Source organism: Pseudomonas sp. PSE14 (genome assembly GCF_029203285.1).
Taxonomy (GTDB): Bacteria; Pseudomonadota; Gammaproteobacteria; order Pseudomonadales; family Pseudomonadaceae; genus Pseudomonas.
In genome coordinates, this window is the sequence record NZ_CP115669.1 from 126,792 (window position 1) to 143,140 (window position 16,349).

16 protein-coding genes are annotated in these 16,349 nt (G+C 65.2%); 3 read left to right on the plus strand and 13 right to left on the minus strand.

The window, feature by feature from the left end; translation table 11 throughout:
- Window positions 1-272 precede the first annotated feature (272 nt).
- The 5 genes from argE to O6P39_RS00620 all read right to left on the minus strand — a co-directional run bounded on the left by argE (window position 273) and on the right by O6P39_RS00620 (window position 5,356).
- Entirely contained in the window at window positions 273-1,424 is a 1,152-nt protein-coding gene (gene argE, locus O6P39_RS00600) for an acetylornithine deacetylase (protein ID WP_275609562.1), read from the minus strand.
- Between the two features lie 120 nt (window positions 1,425-1,544).
- Window positions 1,545-2,219 (minus strand): DUF1028 domain-containing protein, encoded by a 675-nt coding sequence (locus O6P39_RS00605; protein ID WP_275609563.1) that lies wholly within the window; start codon window positions 2,217-2,219, stop codon window positions 1,545-1,547.
- Window positions 2,220-2,306: 87 nt separating this feature from the next.
- Window positions 2,307-2,717, minus strand: a complete 411-nt coding sequence (locus O6P39_RS00610; protein WP_207884764.1) for a RidA family protein — start codon at window positions 2,715-2,717, stop codon at window positions 2,307-2,309.
- A gap of 3 nt (window positions 2,718-2,720) precedes the next feature.
- Window positions 2,721-4,049: an NAD(P)/FAD-dependent oxidoreductase gene (locus O6P39_RS00615; protein ID WP_275609564.1), complete on the minus strand. Its 1,329-nt coding sequence runs from the start codon at window positions 4,047-4,049 to the stop codon at window positions 2,721-2,723.
- A gap of 386 nt (window positions 4,050-4,435) precedes the next feature.
- The gene (locus O6P39_RS00620) at window positions 4,436-5,356 is read right to left on the minus strand and encodes a LysR family transcriptional regulator (protein WP_275609565.1); all 921 of its coding nucleotides are present in this window, start codon (window positions 5,354-5,356) and stop codon (window positions 4,436-4,438) included.
- Window positions 5,357-5,493: 137 nt separating this feature from the next.
- Between O6P39_RS00620 and O6P39_RS00625 the strand changes: the two genes are divergently transcribed.
- From O6P39_RS00625 to O6P39_RS00635, 3 genes are all read left to right on the plus strand, one after another.
- Window positions 5,494-6,840 carry an aspartate aminotransferase family protein gene (locus tag O6P39_RS00625; protein ID WP_275609566.1) on the plus strand — a complete coding sequence of 449 codons (1,347 nt, stop codon included), beginning with the start codon at window positions 5,494-5,496 and terminating at the stop codon, window positions 6,838-6,840.
- Window positions 6,841-7,149: a cupin domain-containing protein gene (locus tag O6P39_RS00630; RefSeq protein ID WP_275609567.1), complete on the plus strand. Its 309-nt coding sequence runs from the start codon at window positions 6,841-6,843 to the stop codon at window positions 7,147-7,149. It abuts the gene before it with no gap.
- A 173-nt stretch (window positions 7,150-7,322) separates the two neighbouring features.
- Window positions 7,323-8,819 (plus strand): CoA-acylating methylmalonate-semialdehyde dehydrogenase, encoded by a 1,497-nt coding sequence (locus O6P39_RS00635; protein ID WP_275609568.1) that lies wholly within the window; start codon window positions 7,323-7,325, stop codon window positions 8,817-8,819.
- 220 nt (window positions 8,820-9,039) lie between these two features.
- Here O6P39_RS00635 and O6P39_RS00640 read toward each other — a convergent pair whose 3' ends face one another.
- From O6P39_RS00640 to siaA, 8 genes are all read right to left on the minus strand, one after another.
- Window positions 9,040-9,327: a BRO family protein gene (locus tag O6P39_RS00640; protein ID WP_275609569.1), complete on the minus strand. Its 288-nt coding sequence runs from the start codon at window positions 9,325-9,327 to the stop codon at window positions 9,040-9,042.
- 1,222 nt (window positions 9,328-10,549) lie between these two features.
- Entirely contained in the window at window positions 10,550-10,975 is a 426-nt protein-coding gene (locus O6P39_RS00645) for a GNAT family N-acetyltransferase (RefSeq protein ID WP_275609570.1), read from the minus strand.
- Window positions 10,976-11,212: 237 nt separating this feature from the next.
- Window positions 11,213-11,527, minus strand: coding sequence for a DUF2845 domain-containing protein (locus O6P39_RS00650; protein WP_275609571.1), 315 nt, complete (start codon window positions 11,525-11,527; stop codon window positions 11,213-11,215).
- Between the two features lie 94 nt (window positions 11,528-11,621).
- Window positions 11,622-12,428 carry an NYN domain-containing protein gene (locus O6P39_RS00655; RefSeq protein ID WP_275609572.1) on the minus strand — a complete coding sequence of 269 codons (807 nt, stop codon included), beginning with the start codon at window positions 12,426-12,428 and terminating at the stop codon, window positions 11,622-11,624.
- 89 nt (window positions 12,429-12,517) lie between these two features.
- The gene (gene siaD / locus O6P39_RS00660; RefSeq protein ID WP_275609573.1) at window positions 12,518-13,306 is read right to left on the minus strand and encodes a biofilm regulation diguanylate cyclase SiaD; all 789 of its coding nucleotides are present in this window, start codon (window positions 13,304-13,306) and stop codon (window positions 12,518-12,520) included.
- A gap of 5 nt (window positions 13,307-13,311) precedes the next feature.
- The gene (siaC, locus tag O6P39_RS00665) at window positions 13,312-13,692 is read right to left on the minus strand and encodes a biofilm regulation phosphoprotein SiaC (protein WP_275609574.1); all 381 of its coding nucleotides are present in this window, start codon (window positions 13,690-13,692) and stop codon (window positions 13,312-13,314) included.
- Between the two features lie 26 nt (window positions 13,693-13,718).
- Window positions 13,719-14,261, minus strand: a complete 543-nt coding sequence (gene siaB / locus O6P39_RS00670; RefSeq protein WP_275609575.1) for a biofilm regulation protein kinase SiaB — start codon at window positions 14,259-14,261, stop codon at window positions 13,719-13,721.
- Between the two features lie 9 nt (window positions 14,262-14,270).
- Window positions 14,271-16,259: a biofilm regulation protein phosphatase SiaA gene (gene siaA / locus O6P39_RS00675; RefSeq protein WP_275609576.1), complete on the minus strand. Its 1,989-nt coding sequence runs from the start codon at window positions 16,257-16,259 to the stop codon at window positions 14,271-14,273.
- Window positions 16,260-16,349: the final 90 nt, after the last annotated feature.

The following is a 16,349-nucleotide window of genomic DNA, read 5'->3' on the forward strand; positions in this document are numbered from 1 at the left end:
ATCCGCGATGGCTGTGGCACGGCGTCGGGATTTCGCGGGCAAGGTCCGCTTGTACGAGATGCATCTACGCTCGGTTTGGCCCTCACCCTAACCCTCTCCCAGGGGGAGAGGGGACCGTTCGGTGCAGGATGAAACCTTCGCGTCAGCCGGCTCGGACTGCCACCTCTCCCTGAGGGAGTGGGCTGGGGTGAGGGGTAGGCATCGGCTCGGACTACCCGGAAGAAGACAGTTGCTCCTACGCGATGCACACCTCGCGCGCGGCTTTGCTCACATCAGCCGCGCAGCCACTCCGCCAGGCGCGCCATCATCGCGTCGCACTTGGCCAACTGTTCCAGGCTGACGAACTCGTCCGGCTTGTGCCCCTGGTCCATGCTGCCGGGGCCGCAGACCACGGTGGGAATGCCGACCTGATCGAACAGCCCGCCCTCGGTGCCATAGGCCACGGTGGAGAACTCGCGGGAGCCGCTGAGCAGGGCGATCAGGTCGGCCGCCTCGGTCTGCGGGTCGGTAGCCAGTGCCGGGTAGGCGGACAGCGGGGTGAAGCGGATGTCCGCCTCGGCCTTCACTGCGCGCATCTTCGGCAGCAACTCGGCTTCGGCGTAGTCGCGCAGGTCATCGGCGACCTGTTGCGGGTCGTCACTGGGCAGCGCGCGCACTTCGAAATCGAACTGGCATTCGGCGGGCACGATGTTCAGTGCGCGGCCGCCATTGATAACGCCGGTCTGCACGGTGGAGTAGGGCGGGTCGAAGCGCGGGTCGTGGCGCGCAGGCTCCGCCAGGCGGGTGCCGATCTCACCGAGGCGGCCGATCAGCTTCGCCGCGTACTCGATGGCGTTCACGCCCTGCGGTGCATAGGCCGAGTGGCAGGCCGCGCCATGGACGCTGCAGCGCATCGCCAGCTTGCCCTTGTGCCCCAGCACCGGCTTGAGTTCGGTGGGTTCGCCAATGATGCAGACCATCGGCTTGTGTTCGCGCTGCTCCAGCGCGGTGATCAGCGAGCGCACGCCCAGGCAGCCGACTTCCTCGTCATAGGAGAAGGCCAGGTGCACCGGCAGGCGCAACGGCTGGGCGAGGAAGGCCGGAACCGCCGCCAGCACGCAGGCGATGTAGCCCTTCATGTCCGCGGTGCCGCGACCATAGAGGCGGCCGTCGCGCTCGGTCAGCTCGAACGGCGGGACCGTCCAGTTCTGCCCGTCCACCGGCACCACGTCGGTATGCCCGGACAGGCAAACGCCGCCGCGATCCCGCGGGCCGAGGGTGGCGTAGAGGTTGGCCTTGCCGCCTTCGGCGTCGTAGAACAGCTCGCTCTCGACGCCTAGACCTGCGAGGTAGTCGCGGATGTATTCGATCAGCGCCAGGTTGGGATTGCGGCTGACGGTGTCGAAGGCGATCAGCTTGGCGAGGATTTCACGGCTGGTAGACATGGTCGGGTCCTGCTTCTTTGCTTTTTGTAGGAGCGAGCTAGCTCGCGAACAAACCCTGCAGCGAGGCAGGGGTCGCGAGCAAGGACTAGGCGTCCCCCTCGCTCCTACATGTTCAAGGCATCACTCGTCGCCCGGCACGCCGTAGCTCGGCGCCTTGGTCGGGTCGAGGGCGCGGGTGAGGTAGTCCTGCAGCTGCGGCTTGTAGGCGACCCAGAGCTTTTCCAGCTCATCGATCGGCGCCTCGTCGGCCCAGTCTACGCGCAGGTCGACGATCGGCCAGACCAGATCGCCCACCACCTTCATGGCCGCCGAATGCACCGGACCGGCTTCGCCACCGGCGGCCATCGCCGCCTGCATGGCCGCCAGCAGACGCTCGGCCAGGCAGCCGTCGGCCTGCTCGAAGGCGCGGGTCATGGCTTCCATCACCGCCGTGGAGGACAGCAGGTTGCCCGCCGCCACGCAGTTCTCGCCGGCTACCGCGTGGTTCACACCCAGCGCTTCGCTGCCGGTGAACAGCGCGACCTTGCCGTGCTGGTCGATCACGGTCACCTGGCGGTACTGGCTGTAGCCGTTGCTCGACAGCGCCTTGTCCAGTGCCGCGCCAGGCTCCAGGCCGGTTTCCAGCAGGTCGAGGATCTGCGGGCCGAGGGCCGGCAGGGTGACGTTCTGTGTGGCCACCGCGCCAACGCCGGCGCGTACCCAGGGGCAACGGGCGCCCACGGCAATGCTCGAGGAGCTGATGGCGATACCCAGCTGGCCGGTCTCGGCGCAGCGTCCAACGATGGAAAAGGTCATGGGAGCTCCTTAATCAATCCTGTGTCGTAAACGACAAAACGGCGAGGCAGGGAAATCCCCGCGTCGCCGCTTCGCCTCAGCCATTCATCAGTCCGGAATGACCGCGATGACGTCGATTTCCATCAGCCACTGCGGCTGGCCCAGGGCCGATACCACGAGGCCGGTGGAGATCGGGAACACGCCCTTCAGCCACTTGCCGACTTCCTGGTACACCGGCTCGCGGTAGCGCGGGTCGATGATGTAGGTGGTGGTCTTGACGATGTGCGACAGGTCGCTGCCGGCTTCTTCGAGCAGCTGCTTGACGTTCTTCATCGCCTGCTCGGCCTGGGCGCGCGGGTCACCCAGCCCTACCAGGTTGCCCTCGAAGTCGGTGCCGACCTGGCCGCGTACGTACACGGTGTTGCCGGCGCGTACGGCCTGGCAGAGGTCGTTGTCCAGGGTCTGGTTCGGGTAGGTGTCCTTGGTGTTGAACATGCGGATGCGAGTATGGGTAGGCATCTCTTACTCCCAGGAAGCGGCTTTTTGAACGGAGGCTTCGCGCTGCGAAGCGTCCTGGTATTCGACATATTTACGCTGGGTGGCGATGTGGCCGGCCACGTGCTTGGCGTCGTGCCAGACACCCCAGATGAACGAGGAGCCCCGGCGCGACAGCCACGGCAGGCCGACGAAGTACACGCCCGGCTCGCGGGATACGCCACGCTGGTGCTTGGGCTTGCCCTTCTCGTCGAAGGCATCGACCTGCAGCCAGTTGAAGTCCACGGCATAGCCGGTGGCCCAGATGATCGAGGTGATGCCGGCGGCGGCCAGGTCCAGTTCGAGGATCGGGTTGCGTACGCATTCGGCGTCCGGGTAGACCTTGCGGGCCTCCGGCTCTTCCGGCAGGTCCAGGCCGTTGCGCTCGATGTAGGCATCGGCGGCGTCCAGCAGGCCCAGGTAGTTCTCGTCGCCCGCCTTGAGGTTCTTCAGCAGGTCGTCCTGGAAGGTCACCTTGCCACCTTCGAAGGCCTTGGTCAGGCCGACCAGGGTGATGCCCTCGTTGGCCAGGCGGCGGAAGTCGATGGTCTCGCCACCACGGGCACCGCTCACGGCGATGGTCACGTGCTCGCGACCCGGCTGCACTTCCTCGGCGTCCCACAGGCCGAGCACACCCAGCCACCAGACGAAGTCACGGTTGCGGTAGGAGCGCGGCGGACGGTCATGGGCGCCCACGGAGAGGAAGACCTTCTTGCCGGCGCGGTTCAGTTCGTCGGCGATCTGCACGCCGGAGGAGCCGGCGCCCACCACCAGCACGGCGCCTTCGGGCAGCTGCTGCGGGTTGTAGTACTGGGCCGAGTGGATCTGCTGCAGGCTCTCGGTCTTCGGCGCGATGGCGGGGATCACCGGACGCTGGAACGGGCCGGTGGCGGAAACGATGCGCAGGGCCTGGAGGGTACCTTCGGAGGTTTCCACAGTGAAGCCGGGACGGCCGTTGTTGCGGGTCACCTTCTTCACTTCCACGCCGGTGTGGATCGGCGCGTTGAATTGCTTGGCGTAGGCGACGAAGTAGTCCGCTACCTGCTCCTTGGCCGGGAACTCATCCGGGCCGACGGAGAATTCCATGCCCGGGAAACGGTCGTGCCAGGCCGGGCCGTTGGCGACCAGGGAGTCCCAGCGACCGGTGCGCCAGGCTTCGGCGATGCGGCTCTTCTCCAGCACGATGTGCGGTACGCCCAGGCTGGTCAGATGCTCGCTCATGGCCACGCCGGCCTGACCGGCGCCAACGACCAGCGTATCGATTTCCAGGTTTTCGAGCGACTTCTTGGCGAAGGCGTTCGGATTCAGCTCGGTCATGGCTTGCTTCCTCTGACTCTGATCTCGTTGTTCTGCTTGTTGCGGCTAGTAGCGAGGTGCTTGGGCGCATTCTGTTCAGAGGCTGGCAATAGCGAAATTATGTTTTTTGTAGTCGCTGGCTAGGGAAAAGCTGTCGGGCCGCAAGCCACGCGGCATGCGGGCCGAAAGGGCGGGGGTATAGGATTTTTGGTGGCTGGGGTGACAAATTGGATAGGCAGCGTGTGGGCAGGGCGCCGTAGGCGGTTTTTCCAGGCTTTGGGTCAGCCGCGTAGGGCGTACAACCGTTCGCGGTTGTACGCCGATATACCTTGCCCTATCGCAGCTCCGTGGCTGATCTCGGCATGCCTTGAAGTCACGCGGAGCGTTATACGCCCTACGGGTACGGATTATCGGCTCTCCGCCACCGCCTCCAGGAACCGCTCCAGCACCAGGTTCGGCCGGCGGCCCTTGCGGGTGACCACGGTCAGCGGGATGTCGTAGTGGAAGCGCTCCGGCCGCAGCGCCCGCATGCGGCCCTGGGCGACCCAGTCGGCGGCGTAGTGGTCGGGCAGGTAGCCGATGTAGCTGCCGGTGAGGATCAGGAAGGCCATGCCCTCGCGGTCGGAGGCATTGGCGCCGCCGCGCAGTTCCTGATGCCGCTCCTGCGCCTCGGCGGGGATGCGATAGCTCGGCGCCACGGCATCGCAGGTGTGCACCTCCTCCACCGTGATGCTCGCGTCGTCGCGCTCGAACAGCGGGTGTTCGCGGCTGCAGTACAGCAACGAGCGTTCTTCATAGAGAGAGGAGTACTCCAGCCCCGACAGCGGACTGATCAGCGGCACCACGCCCACGTGCAGGCGTCCGTCGAGCACGCCCAGCTCGATCTCGTTGGGCGTGGTCATGCCGATATTGATCCGTACCCCCGGCCCGCTGGCCTTCAGCGCGCGCAGGGCATGGGTGATGCGCATCTGCGGCAGAGTCACCAGGTTATTGATGATGCCGATGTTCAGCGCGCCGCGCAGGTGTTGGTGCAGCTCGTTCACCTCCGCGCGAAAACCCTCCAGCGCCGCCAGCAGCGACTGGGTGGCGCGGTACACCTCGCGGCCCTCGTCGGTCATGGCGAAGCCGGCGCGGCCGCGCTGGCACAGGCGCATGCCCAGACGTTTCTCCAGGTCGCCCATGTGCAGGCTGATGGCCGAGCGGCTGATGCCCAGCGTGCTTTCCGCGGCCGAGAAGCTGCCGCACTCGACTATGGTTTTGAAGATGCGCAGCAGGCGGATCTCGAAGTCGCTGACCTGGCCCAGGGAGGGCGCGCGGGATTTTGCCATTTTAGTTTTACCAATTCGAAACTGAGCGTGAGAAGAATAGGCTTTAACTCACGTTTAGTCAGGCTCAATCTTGGGCTATCGCAGCAGGCACGACGCGGCCTGCGCGCCCAACAAGACTGTCGTCGAGGACAAGCTCCATGAACCAGCACGTGAACGTCACCCCGTCGGTGGCCAGCGAACTGAACCTGAAGGCCCACTGGATGCCCTTCAGCGCCAACCGCAACTTCCACAAGGATCCGCGCATCATCGTCGGCGCCGAAGGCAGCTACCTGGTCGACGACAAGGGCCGCAAGATCTACGACAGCCTCTCCGGCCTGTGGACCTGCGGCGCCGGCCACTCGCGCAAGGAAATCGCCGACGCGGTGTCCAAGCAGCTGACCACCCTCGACTACTCCCCGGGCTTCCAGTACGGCCACCCGCTGTCCTTCAAGCTGGCCGAGAAGATCGCCCAGATGACCCCCGGCAACCTGAACCATGTGTTCTTCACCGGCTCGGGTTCCGAGTGCGCCGACACCTCCATCAAGATGGCCCGTGCCTACTGGCGCATCAAAGGCCAGTCGCAGAAGACCAAGCTGATCGGCCGCGCCCGTGGCTACCACGGCGTGAACGTCGCCGGCACCTCCCTGGGCGGCATCGGCGGCAACCGCAAGATGTTCGGCCAACTGATGGATGTCGACCACCTGCCGCACACCCTGCAGCCGGGCATGGCCTTCACTCCGGGCATGGCCGAGACCGGCGGCGTCGAACTGGCCAACGAGCTGCTCAAGCTGATCGAACTGCATGACGCGTCCAACATCGCCGCCGTCATCGTCGAGCCGATGTCCGGCTCCGCCGGCGTACTGGTACCGCCGAAGGGCTACCTGCAGCGCCTGCGCGAAATCTGCGACCAGCACAACATCCTGCTGATCTTCGACGAAGTGATCACCGCCTTCGGCCGCATGGGCAAGGCCACCGGCGCCGAATACTTCGGCGTGACCCCGGACATCATGAACGTCGCCAAGCAGGTCACCAACGGCGCCATCCCCATGGGCGCGGTGATCGCCAGCAGCGAAATCTACGACACCTTCATGGGCCAGAACCTGCCGGAATACGCGGTGGAATTCGGCCATGGCTACACCTACTCCGCGCACCCGGTCGCCTGCGCCGCCGGCATCGCCGCGCTGGACCTGCTGGAGAAGGAAAACCTCATCCAACAGTCCCTGGAGCTGGCGCCGTACTTCGAGAAGGCCATCCACGGCCTGAAGGGCGCGAAGAACGTCATCGACATCCGCAACTGCGGCCTGGCCGGCGCGATCCAGATCGCCGGCCGCGACGGCGACGCCATCGTGCGTCCGTTCGAAGCCAGCATGAAGCTGTGGAAAGAAGGCTTCTACGTGCGCTTCGGCGGCGACACCCTGCAGTTCGGCCCGACCTTCAACGCCAAGCCTGAAGACCTGGACCGCCTGTTCAGCGCCGTCGGCGACGCCCTCAACGGGGTGGCTTAAGTGAGCGAACGTCCGAAGGCCGTCCCCACGGTACAGATCGACAACGACAAGGTCCTGGTCACCGAGTGGCGTTTCGCCCCCGGTGCCGAGACCGGCTGGCACCGCCACGGCATGGAATATGTCGTGGTGCCGGTGACCAACGGCGAGCTGCTGCTGGAAACCCCCGAGGGCGAGCGGCGCGCGCCGCTGGTCCTGGGCCAGAGCTACACCCGCCAGATCGGTACCGAACACAACGTGATCAACCCCTGCGATCACGAAGTGGCCTTCATCGAGATCGAGCTCAAGGACGGCCAGCCGCACGACCACTGAGCGCGCGGGCACGCAAGCAGGCATGCCGGGACAAGTCACCCTAGAGTGGCTGCCGGCGTGCCTTGCAGCCCACGCTTCACACCGAACAATCCCCTCTCCCTTCAGGGAGAGGGCTAGGGAGAGGGGCTCTTGAAAGAACCCCGCCCCACACTTTCAGCGAGAAGAGACAACCCATGAGCACCGTCAAGCACCTGATCGGCGGCGAACTGATCGCCGACACCGGCCGCAGCGCCGACGTCTTCAACCCGTCCACCGGCGAAGCCGTACGCAAGGTCCCCCTGGCCAGCCGCGCCACCGTGCAGAAGGCCATCGACGCCGCCAAGGCCGCCTTCCCGGCCTGGCGCAACACCCCGCCGGCCAAGCGTGCCCAGGTCCTGTTCCGCTTCAAGCAACTGCTCGAAGCCAACGAGCAGCGCATCGTCCAGCTGATCAGCGAAGAACACGGCAAGACCCTCGAAGACGCCGCCGGTGAACTCAAGCGCGGTATCGAGAACGTCGAATACGCCTGCGCCGCCCCGGAAATCCTCAAGGGCGAATACACCCGCAACGTCGGCCCGAACATCGACGCCTGGAGCGACTTCCAGCCCATCGGCGTGGTCGCCGGCATCACCCCGTTCAACTTCCCGGCCATGGTTCCGCTGTGGATGTACCCGCTGGCCATCGCCTGCGGCAACACCTTCGTGCTGAAGCCGTCCGAGCGTGACCCGAGCTCCACCCTGCTGATCGCCGAGCTGTTCGAAGAAGCCGGCCTGCCCAAGGGCGTGCTGAACGTCGTGCACGGCGACAAGGAAGCCGTGGACGCGCTGATCGAGGCTCCGGAAGTCAAAGCCCTGAGCTTCGTCGGCTCGACCCCGATCGCCGAGTACATCTATTCCGAAGGCACCAAGCGCGGCAAGCGCGTGCAGGCCCTGGGCGGCGCCAAGAACCACGCCGTACTGATGCCCGACTGTGACCTGGACAACGCCGTCAGCGCACTGATGGGCGCGGCCTACGGCTCCTGCGGCGAGCGCTGCATGGCCATCTCCGTGGCCGTCTGCGTGGGCGACCAGATCGCCGACGCGCTGGTCGACAAGATCGTCCCGCAGATCAAGGGCCTGAAGATCGGCGCCGGCACCTCCTGCGGCCTCGACATGGGCCCGCTGGTCACTGGCGCGGCGCAGGCCAAGGTCACCGGCTACATCGACAGCGGCGTCGAGCAGGGCGCCAAGCTGCTGGTGGACGGCCGTGGCTACAAGGTTGCCGGTCACGAGAACGGCTTCTTCGTCGGCGGCACCCTGTTCGACCAGGTGACCCCCGAGATGACCATCTACAAGGAAGAAATCTTCGGCCCGGTCCTGTGCATCGTCCGCGTGAACAGCCTCGAAGACGCCATGAAGCTGATCAACGACCACGAATACGGCAACGGTACCTGCCTGTTCACCCGTGACGGTGAAGCGGCCCGCCTGTTCTGCGACGAGATCGAAGTCGGTATGGTCGGCATCAACGTTCCGCTGCCGGTACCGGTGGCCTACCACAGCTTCGGCGGCTGGAAGCGTTCGCTGTTCGGCGACCTCCACGCCTACGGCCCGGACGGCGTGCGCTTCTACACCAAGCGCAAGGCCATCACCCAGCGCTGGCCGCAGCGCAAGTCGCACGAAGCTGCGCAGTTCGCCTTCCCCAGCAATGGTTGATGGTGGATAGGTAAGCGAGAAGGGCCGGTCGGAAGACCGGCCCTTTTTCATTTGGGCTAGTCGGACCAGATGAGTCTCGGCACGTCCTCCCAGCGCATCCAGATTCCGCCCTGCCAGTTCAGCAGCAGCCATCGCTTCGTATTCCACGCGAGCATCACGCGTCGGGGTGCTTCGGTTTCCGGTGCGCGTTCGTCGCGCAGGGTTGGGATGACGTCCTGGGTCAGCCAGCGGTCGAGGGCTTCGAGTTCGGGTGGCCGAAGCGGAGCAGGGCCTTGTATACGGCGGCTTCGCTGAGCATCACGGTTTGCTCTTCCGTGCCGGTGCTGTACGCGAGTTGGACGGTGCGGACTTCGTGATCGTAGAAGCGGTGGCGGATGCTGTGAGGGAAGCGGTAGGCGAGCAGGCGGGCGATGTCCGAGGCGACGAACCAGGCCTGGTTGTCGATCATGACGCCGCGCAGGAAGCGTTTGTGGCGGGTGAAGAAGGTTGGGGTGTATGCGTCGTGCATGGATGGAGCTCCTATCAATTGAATGAGCTGCCACCTGCGTCGCCAAACGAAGGGAGGCAGACCGCGCGGGGTTGGCGAACCGGTTGATAGGACCCGGCAGACACGAGGGTCTCCCCGCGCGATCTGCCATTAGCGTTGCAGAAAATTCTGCAGTTGTGCGAATGCCTGCAAAAACTTACGCCGTTTTCGCACGCACCCTGTGGCGCAATCGCGCCTATCAACAACCAGGTCGCCAAACCCGGGTCACGGAATGTAACGGCGGGAGGATAGAAATGGAGCGGATTTCCCAGCAAGCCGGCCGATTCCGGGAGGACTGTAGGAGCGGACGTTGTCCGCGATGCTTTTCGTCTCTGGTTTGGGTGTTTCTGCGCCGCTTCTGTGTGCGCGGGGACTTTTTGTTTCGCCCCCTCGGGCGACCCACTTTGGCAAACGACCCAAAGTGGGCAAAGGTCTTGCCCCATCATCCGGCCCCGGCTTCGCCGGGGTCCCCTCGCTCCATCGAAGTTTCAGGGGCCCGCCGCGAAGGGCCATCCCTGGCCCATCGCGGCTCTCGCGGCATCCATGCCGCTCAACCCCTGAAACTCCGATTCCACTCGGCCTCCTGAAGGGGCGCTCCGGTGCGTGCGGAGATTTCCCTGGAAGTCTTTAAAGCCAGAGCCAGAGCTATGCGGTGCGTATGCCCTCGTAGGAGCGGACCTTGTCCGCGAAGGCTCATCCCTGCACCCACGTTGCGGGATGAATACCCGTAGGGCGAATAACGCGCAGCGTTATCCGCCGTGATGGGTTTCGCTTCGCTCTACGCCATCCTACGAAGATCAGTCCTGCATGAAGCAGCCAGAGTCATAGGCGCGCGCAGAGTCCCGTCAGGAGGCCGAGTGGAGGTATTGCGCAGAGGGGCGAGCGGCATGGATGCCGCGAGAGGCGTAGAGGGCCAGGGATGGCCCTTCTACGCCGACCCTCGGAGCGATACCGGAAGGAGGGGAGTCCGGCGAAGCCGGACCCGGATGTCGGGACGGGCCTTTTTGGTTCCTTTTGGGGCCCCAAAAGGGACTCGCCCGAGGGGGCGAAACAAAATCTCTCAGCACACGCCGAAGCGGCGCAGAAACACCGACCAGGACGGCGGATAACGCTTTAGGCGTTATGCGCCCTACAAGTGCATCGCGGACGGAGTCCGCTCCTACGGGAGTTCATCGCGCCGCGTAGAAGCGAGCCCCATCGGCGATCAGCCGAAATGCTTCTTCAGGTAAATCCGCTGATGCCCCGGCGGGCAATCTTCCAGCACGCCCATGCGCTCGAAGCCCTGCTTCTCATAGAAGCCCGGCGCCTGGAAGCTGTAGGTGTAGAGGAACACCCCTACGCAGCCACGGCGGCGGGCTTCCGCTTCGGCGTGGGCGATGAGCTGGGCGCCGAGGCCGTTGCCGCGCTGGTCGCCCGGCAGCCAGAGGTAGTCGATGTAGAGCCAGCCCATGCCCGATTGGCCGAACATGCCGCCGACCACGTCGCCCTGCTCGTCGCGGGCGTAGAGCTCGAAGTCGTCGTAGGTGTTGCTGCGGCCCATCTGCTCGAAGTTGTAGGCGAGCAGGCCCTGGACGACTACCTCGCGCGCGCGAGGGTCGACGCCGAGGGTGAAGTTGAAGGTGGTTTGCATGGTGCCCTCCGGATTGGCGAAGGCGACCAGTCTAGGGAGATGCCGCCCCGATGGGTAGATGCCTTTGGTAGCGGAGGGTGCGGCGCACAAAGACTAGGCCCCGGGAGAGGCGGCACCTGCGCCATTCGTGTCGGGGCAGCCGCCACCCGGGCCCTCTCTTGGAGGGAGAGGGCGCGTTCCGTGCCGGCTGAGGGAGCTACCCAGCACATACCGCCCTCGTTCGGGGGAGGAGGCCTCTCAAATTTCCTCCTTGCGTGAAGTCCGTATCAGCTCGAGCGTGGTGTCACGGAAGCGCAGGTAGCGATAGGCACCGTTGGCGGGGCCGTACATCCAGGTTTCCAGTTGCGGGCTGCCGGGGATGATCTCGCCGTCCTGCCCGCGTCGGGGCGGAGTCGGCGGGACGATGGCGCGCTTGTCCGGCTGCCCGCACTTGGCGAGCACCTCGTCCATCGGGTCGCCTTCGTTGATCAGGCTGGTACCGCAACGCAGGGTACCGGCGTGGGCAATGCTGGTGGCGAGTAGCATGAGCATTGAAATCAAGAGGGGGCGCATGTGGGCTTCCCTGGCCGTCATCTGGAGGTACTCTAGCCGCTCACTACGCACCGGGTGTTGAGCTGTGGCAGATGCCCGGATTCGTCGCGCCGCCTCAGTGCGCGGTGCTGACGTTGCGCACGTAGAAGTCTTTGCTTCCACCGTTGGCACCGCCCCTGGCCTGAAGCTCGAAGCGCTTCGGGTGTCCCTTGATCAGGTCGCTGAGCTTCTTGAAGCCGTACAGGCGTGAGTCGAATGCAGGGCGCAGTTTGCTGATGTTCTGACCAAGCGCGCCCAAATGTACCCAGTCGTCATCGTCGTCGGCGATGTCATCAAGCACCTTGGCGATGAATTCGAGCGGAACCTTCTGAGGTTTCGGTTTGGCGGCTGGCTTGGGCGCATCTTCGACATTAGGGGCGGCCGATCTATCGCTGGCCGCGGGCGGCTCGGCCAGCGTCTCCGGCGTGGCGCGCAGGATCTCCGTATAGACGAACTTGTCGCAGGCAGAGACGAAGGGCTTTGGTGTCTTTTCCTCGCCGAAGCCGTAGACGGTCAGCCCTTCCTCGCGCAGCCGCGCGGCCAGGCGGGTGAAGTCGCTGTCGCTGGAGACCAGGCAGAAGCCATCGAAACGACGGGTGTACAGCAGGTCCATGGCGTCGATGATCAGCGCGCTGTCGGTGGCGTTCTTGCCACTGGTATAGGCGAACTGCTGCATCGGCTGGATGGAGTGGTCCAGCAGCACCTGCTTCCACTTGCCCAGTTGTGGCTTGGTCCAGTCACCGTAGATGCGCTTTACGCTGGCGACGCCGTACTTGGCGATCTCTTCGAACAGCCCTTCGACGATGGCGGCGGGGGCGTTGTCGGCGTCAATCAGGACGGCGAGGTGCTTCTGCTGGCAGGGAACGGGGGTCTTGATAGCCATGTTGCATCCTTTCCTGGCGGTCCATGGACCTTAATCGGAGCTGGCAACAGATGCCAGAAGAGTGAAGCACACCGGTGCGTTGCTTCAGCTCACCCCTGCGCGAACTCGCACTTGTCCCGTCCGCTGCGCTTGGCGTCGAGCAGCGCCGCGTCGGCGCGGCTGACGGTCTGCGAGTAGCTTTCACCGGGCTGGTGTTCGGCCACGCCGAAGCTGGCAGTGACGGAGAGGGCTTCGGTGCCGACGCGTACGACGAGGCAGCGGATGTCGCTGCGCACGCGCTCGATGATGGCGGCGGCGTCGGTCAGGCGGGTTTCCGGGAGGAGGATGAGGAATTCCTCGCCGCCCCAGCGCCCGCAAAGGTCGTACTGGCGCAGCGCGGCCTGCATGGCGCGGCCGATTTCCACCAGCACGCGGTCGCCGATATCGTGGCCCCAGGTGTCGTTGACCTGCTTGAAACGGTCCACGTCGAGCATGGCCAGGACGTAGGTTTCTCGGTTGCGCTGGGCGCGCTCGCTTTCTTCGCGCAGGCGCTCCATCAGCAGGCGGCGGTTGGCGATGCCGGTGAGCGGGTCGTGGGTGGAGGCTTCGCGCAGGGCGATGTTCAGGTCGCGCATCATGTTCTGGTAGCGGTCGGAGATGCGCGCGACCTTTTCCAGCTGGCGCAGCTGCTTGTGGTAGCGCTCGGACAAGGTGCTGTTCTGCGCCCGGGCCATGGACTGGAAGCCGTCGGAAATCTTCGCGATGCGCTCCAGGCGCGCGAGCTGGTCGAGCGATTGCTGGTGTTTCAGGTACAGGGCCTCGCGCAGGGGGTGCCCTTCGTACTGAGGATCGGCCAGCAATTCGTCGATCAGCAGGTCCAGCTCGCGCTCGCTTGTCATGGCTCTTACTCGTCGTAGGCTTGGATGACGAACGGGAAGGTACAGTCCTCGCGGAATTCCTCGGCCAGCTCGGCGACGCGCTCGTTGCGGCGGTCGTAGTGCCAGGTGACGGTGGCTACGCGGCCGTCGCGGTGGGCTTCTTCGAGCAGGTCGAAGATGTCCATCATGGCCTTGATGGAGCTGGTGTTGAGGTACAGCAGGCGCAGGTCGAGGGCGAGCGGGCGCTGGGCCTGGGCGAGGAAGCGCTCGACCCATTCGATCACCTGGCCGAACAGTTCATAGGAGTTTTCCGGGTAGGAGTCGCCCTGCATCGTGAGGGTGCCGGCCTGCCAGTCGCCGTGGATCGAGGGGGTGGACTGGGTTCCTGAAATGTTGAGCTCGGTCATGGCTGGGTGTTCCTGAATTCGCAGGTTCAGATCACGGCGCGCAGGCTGAAGAAGGCGCGGCCATCGGGTTGTTCGGTGAGGGAAGTCTTGAGCGGCGCGCTGGATTTGCGGGCGATGTCCAAGAGGCCCAGGCCTGCGCCGGAGGTGGCTTCGGCATCGCGCGGGCGGCGCAGTTGTTCCTTGTAGGCGGCCTTGAGCTGGACCTTGTCGAGCCCGGCGATGGCCTCGATGCTGCGCACCAGGCTGCGGCCGTCCTCGATCTCCACCAGGTTGCCGGCGGAGACCACGTAGTGGCCTTCGTCATTACGGGCGATGGCGACGGTGGCCGAGGCTTCCTGCTCGCCGTAGCCGCGCACGGCGGCGTAATGACGGATGTTCTGGGTCATCTCGATGTACACCGCGAACACGTCCATGGCTTCGCTGGGATGCGCCTGTTCGGCTTGCAGGTAGTTGCGCAGGGCGTGACCGATTTCCTCGATCAGGCTGCGCGAGATGGGGCCGTTGAAGCAGAGCAGGATGCGTTGCCGGGTGAAGCTCTCGCGCATGGCCAACAGATCTAGCGATTCCATGGAATACCCCTAGTCGAATCGGAAGGAGAGGATGGTGATGTCGTCGCGCTGCGGCCGCTCGCCCTGGTACTGGGCCAGGGTCGCGGCGAATACGTCCGCCTGCTCGGCCAGCGGCCTGCGTGCGTGGCTGCGCAGCATGTCGGCGAAGCGGCTGTTGCCGAAGCCGAAGCCGTGTTCGCCGCCGGCCTGGTCGAGGAAGCCGTCGGTGCACAGGTAGTAGGTCCAGCCCGCTTCCATGGGGATCTCGACGTCCTGGTAGTCGCCCTGGCGCTTGTCGCCGATGGCGCGGCGCGCGCCCTTGTATTCGCGCACGTCGGTGCCGTCGCTGGCGAACAGGGAGATCTTCGCGCCGGCGAAATGCAGCAGGCGGCGGCCGTGGTCGACGCGCACGAGCCCGGCGTCCATGTTGGTGGCCAGGGAGCGGGTGACCTGTTCCTCGCTGAGCATGCCGCGCATGACGTGGTCGGTCTCGCGCAGGATGGCGGCCGGGTCGTGGCTCTTCACGCTGTCCACCGCGTGGTCGATGGCGGCCAGGGCGAGCATGGTCATCAGCGCGCCGGGCACGCCGTGGCCGGCGCAGTCGACCACGCCGATCAGGCTGTCGCGGGGCCCTTCGCGGTAGATGTAGAAGTCGCCGCCGACCACGTCGCGCGGTTTCCACAGGACGAAGTGGTGCTCGCCCAGGGATTTCTGCAGCTGGCGGTCGGGGAGGATGGCGCGCTGGATCAGGCTGGCGTAGTCGATGGAGTCGCCGATCTTCTTCTGCGCGGCGGCCATCTCGCGGTTGGCGGCTTCCAGCGCCTGGGTGCGCTGCTGCACCTTGTCTTCCAGTTCCTCGGTATGCCGGCGCACCTGGTCGGCCATGCTGGCGAAGGCGGAGGACAGTTCGCCGATCTCGTCCGGGCGGGTGCGCGGCAGCGGGCTGTCGTACTGGCCGGCGGCAATTGCCTTGGCCGATTGCTTGAGGCCGCGCAGCGGGCGCAGCACCAGCAGGTCGACGGTGTAGGCGAAGCCGATCAGCAGGATCGCCAGCAGCCCGGCGAGGGTACCCACCAGCGGCCACATCCAGCGGCTGTCGAGCACCTGCGCGGCGTGCAGGTCGATGACGCTGAGCACGTGCCAGCGCAGTTGAGGGATGTAGGCCATGGCCAGCAGCTGGTTCTTGCCATCCACCGTCGCCCACATCATCTCGACTTCGCCGGGGTTGGCCTCGGCCTGGCGCAGAGTCTGGCGCAGGGCGTCGCGTTCGCGGTCGTTGCCCAGCAGGTCGAACACGCGGTGCTGCGCCTTGGCGCCGGCGCCGGAGGAGTAGGCGATCATGTTCGTGTCCGGGTGTGCCTGGATGGCGCCGTCGGGGGCGACGATCATCGGCGTCACCCCGGCTTCGCGGCGCGAGATGAACTGGTCGAGGAACTCGGTGAGGTCCAGGCCGCCGCCGGCCAGGCCGACCTTCTCGTTGCCGGAGCGGACCACCATGTTGAACCAGACCTTGGTGACCTTGAGCTTCTCGTTGTAGTCGACGTTGATGTTGTACGGCTCGTCGCGCGCCAGGGTCTCGAAGTACCAGGCGTCCTTCGGGTCGTCCTGGCTCAGGGTGTAGCGCGGCGAGTTGGACAGCGGCGAATTGGAGTCGTTGAAGTAGTAGTGGTGCGAGGCGTTCACCACCACGAAGTAGGAGTAGTTGTGCTGGTCGGCGCGGAAGCCCTCGGCTTCGCGGAAGAACAGCGAGCGGCGCGCCGGATTGTTCTCGGCGAGCATCCAGTCCTGGGTCACCACGGACTCGGCCAGCCGCCGCGACAGCGCAAGCTCGCGAATCACCGGAGCGATGATCTTCTGTTGGTTGAGCAGGGTGAAGTTTCTCGCAAAGGCGAGGCCGAAATGCGTGCGGATGTCCTCCATGGCCTTCCAGCCCAGCAACACCGCCGGTACCAACGCCAGAAGACAGGCGATGAGCAATGCCACCACCGATTTACCGCGCAACCCCCATCTTGCCGCCATGGCTCTCTCAGTTCCCCTCGTCGCCCGCCGTCTGCCGGTCTTTTGGCGAAAGCTCAATTGTGCAGTTTGTATACCGGCACAATCAAACCA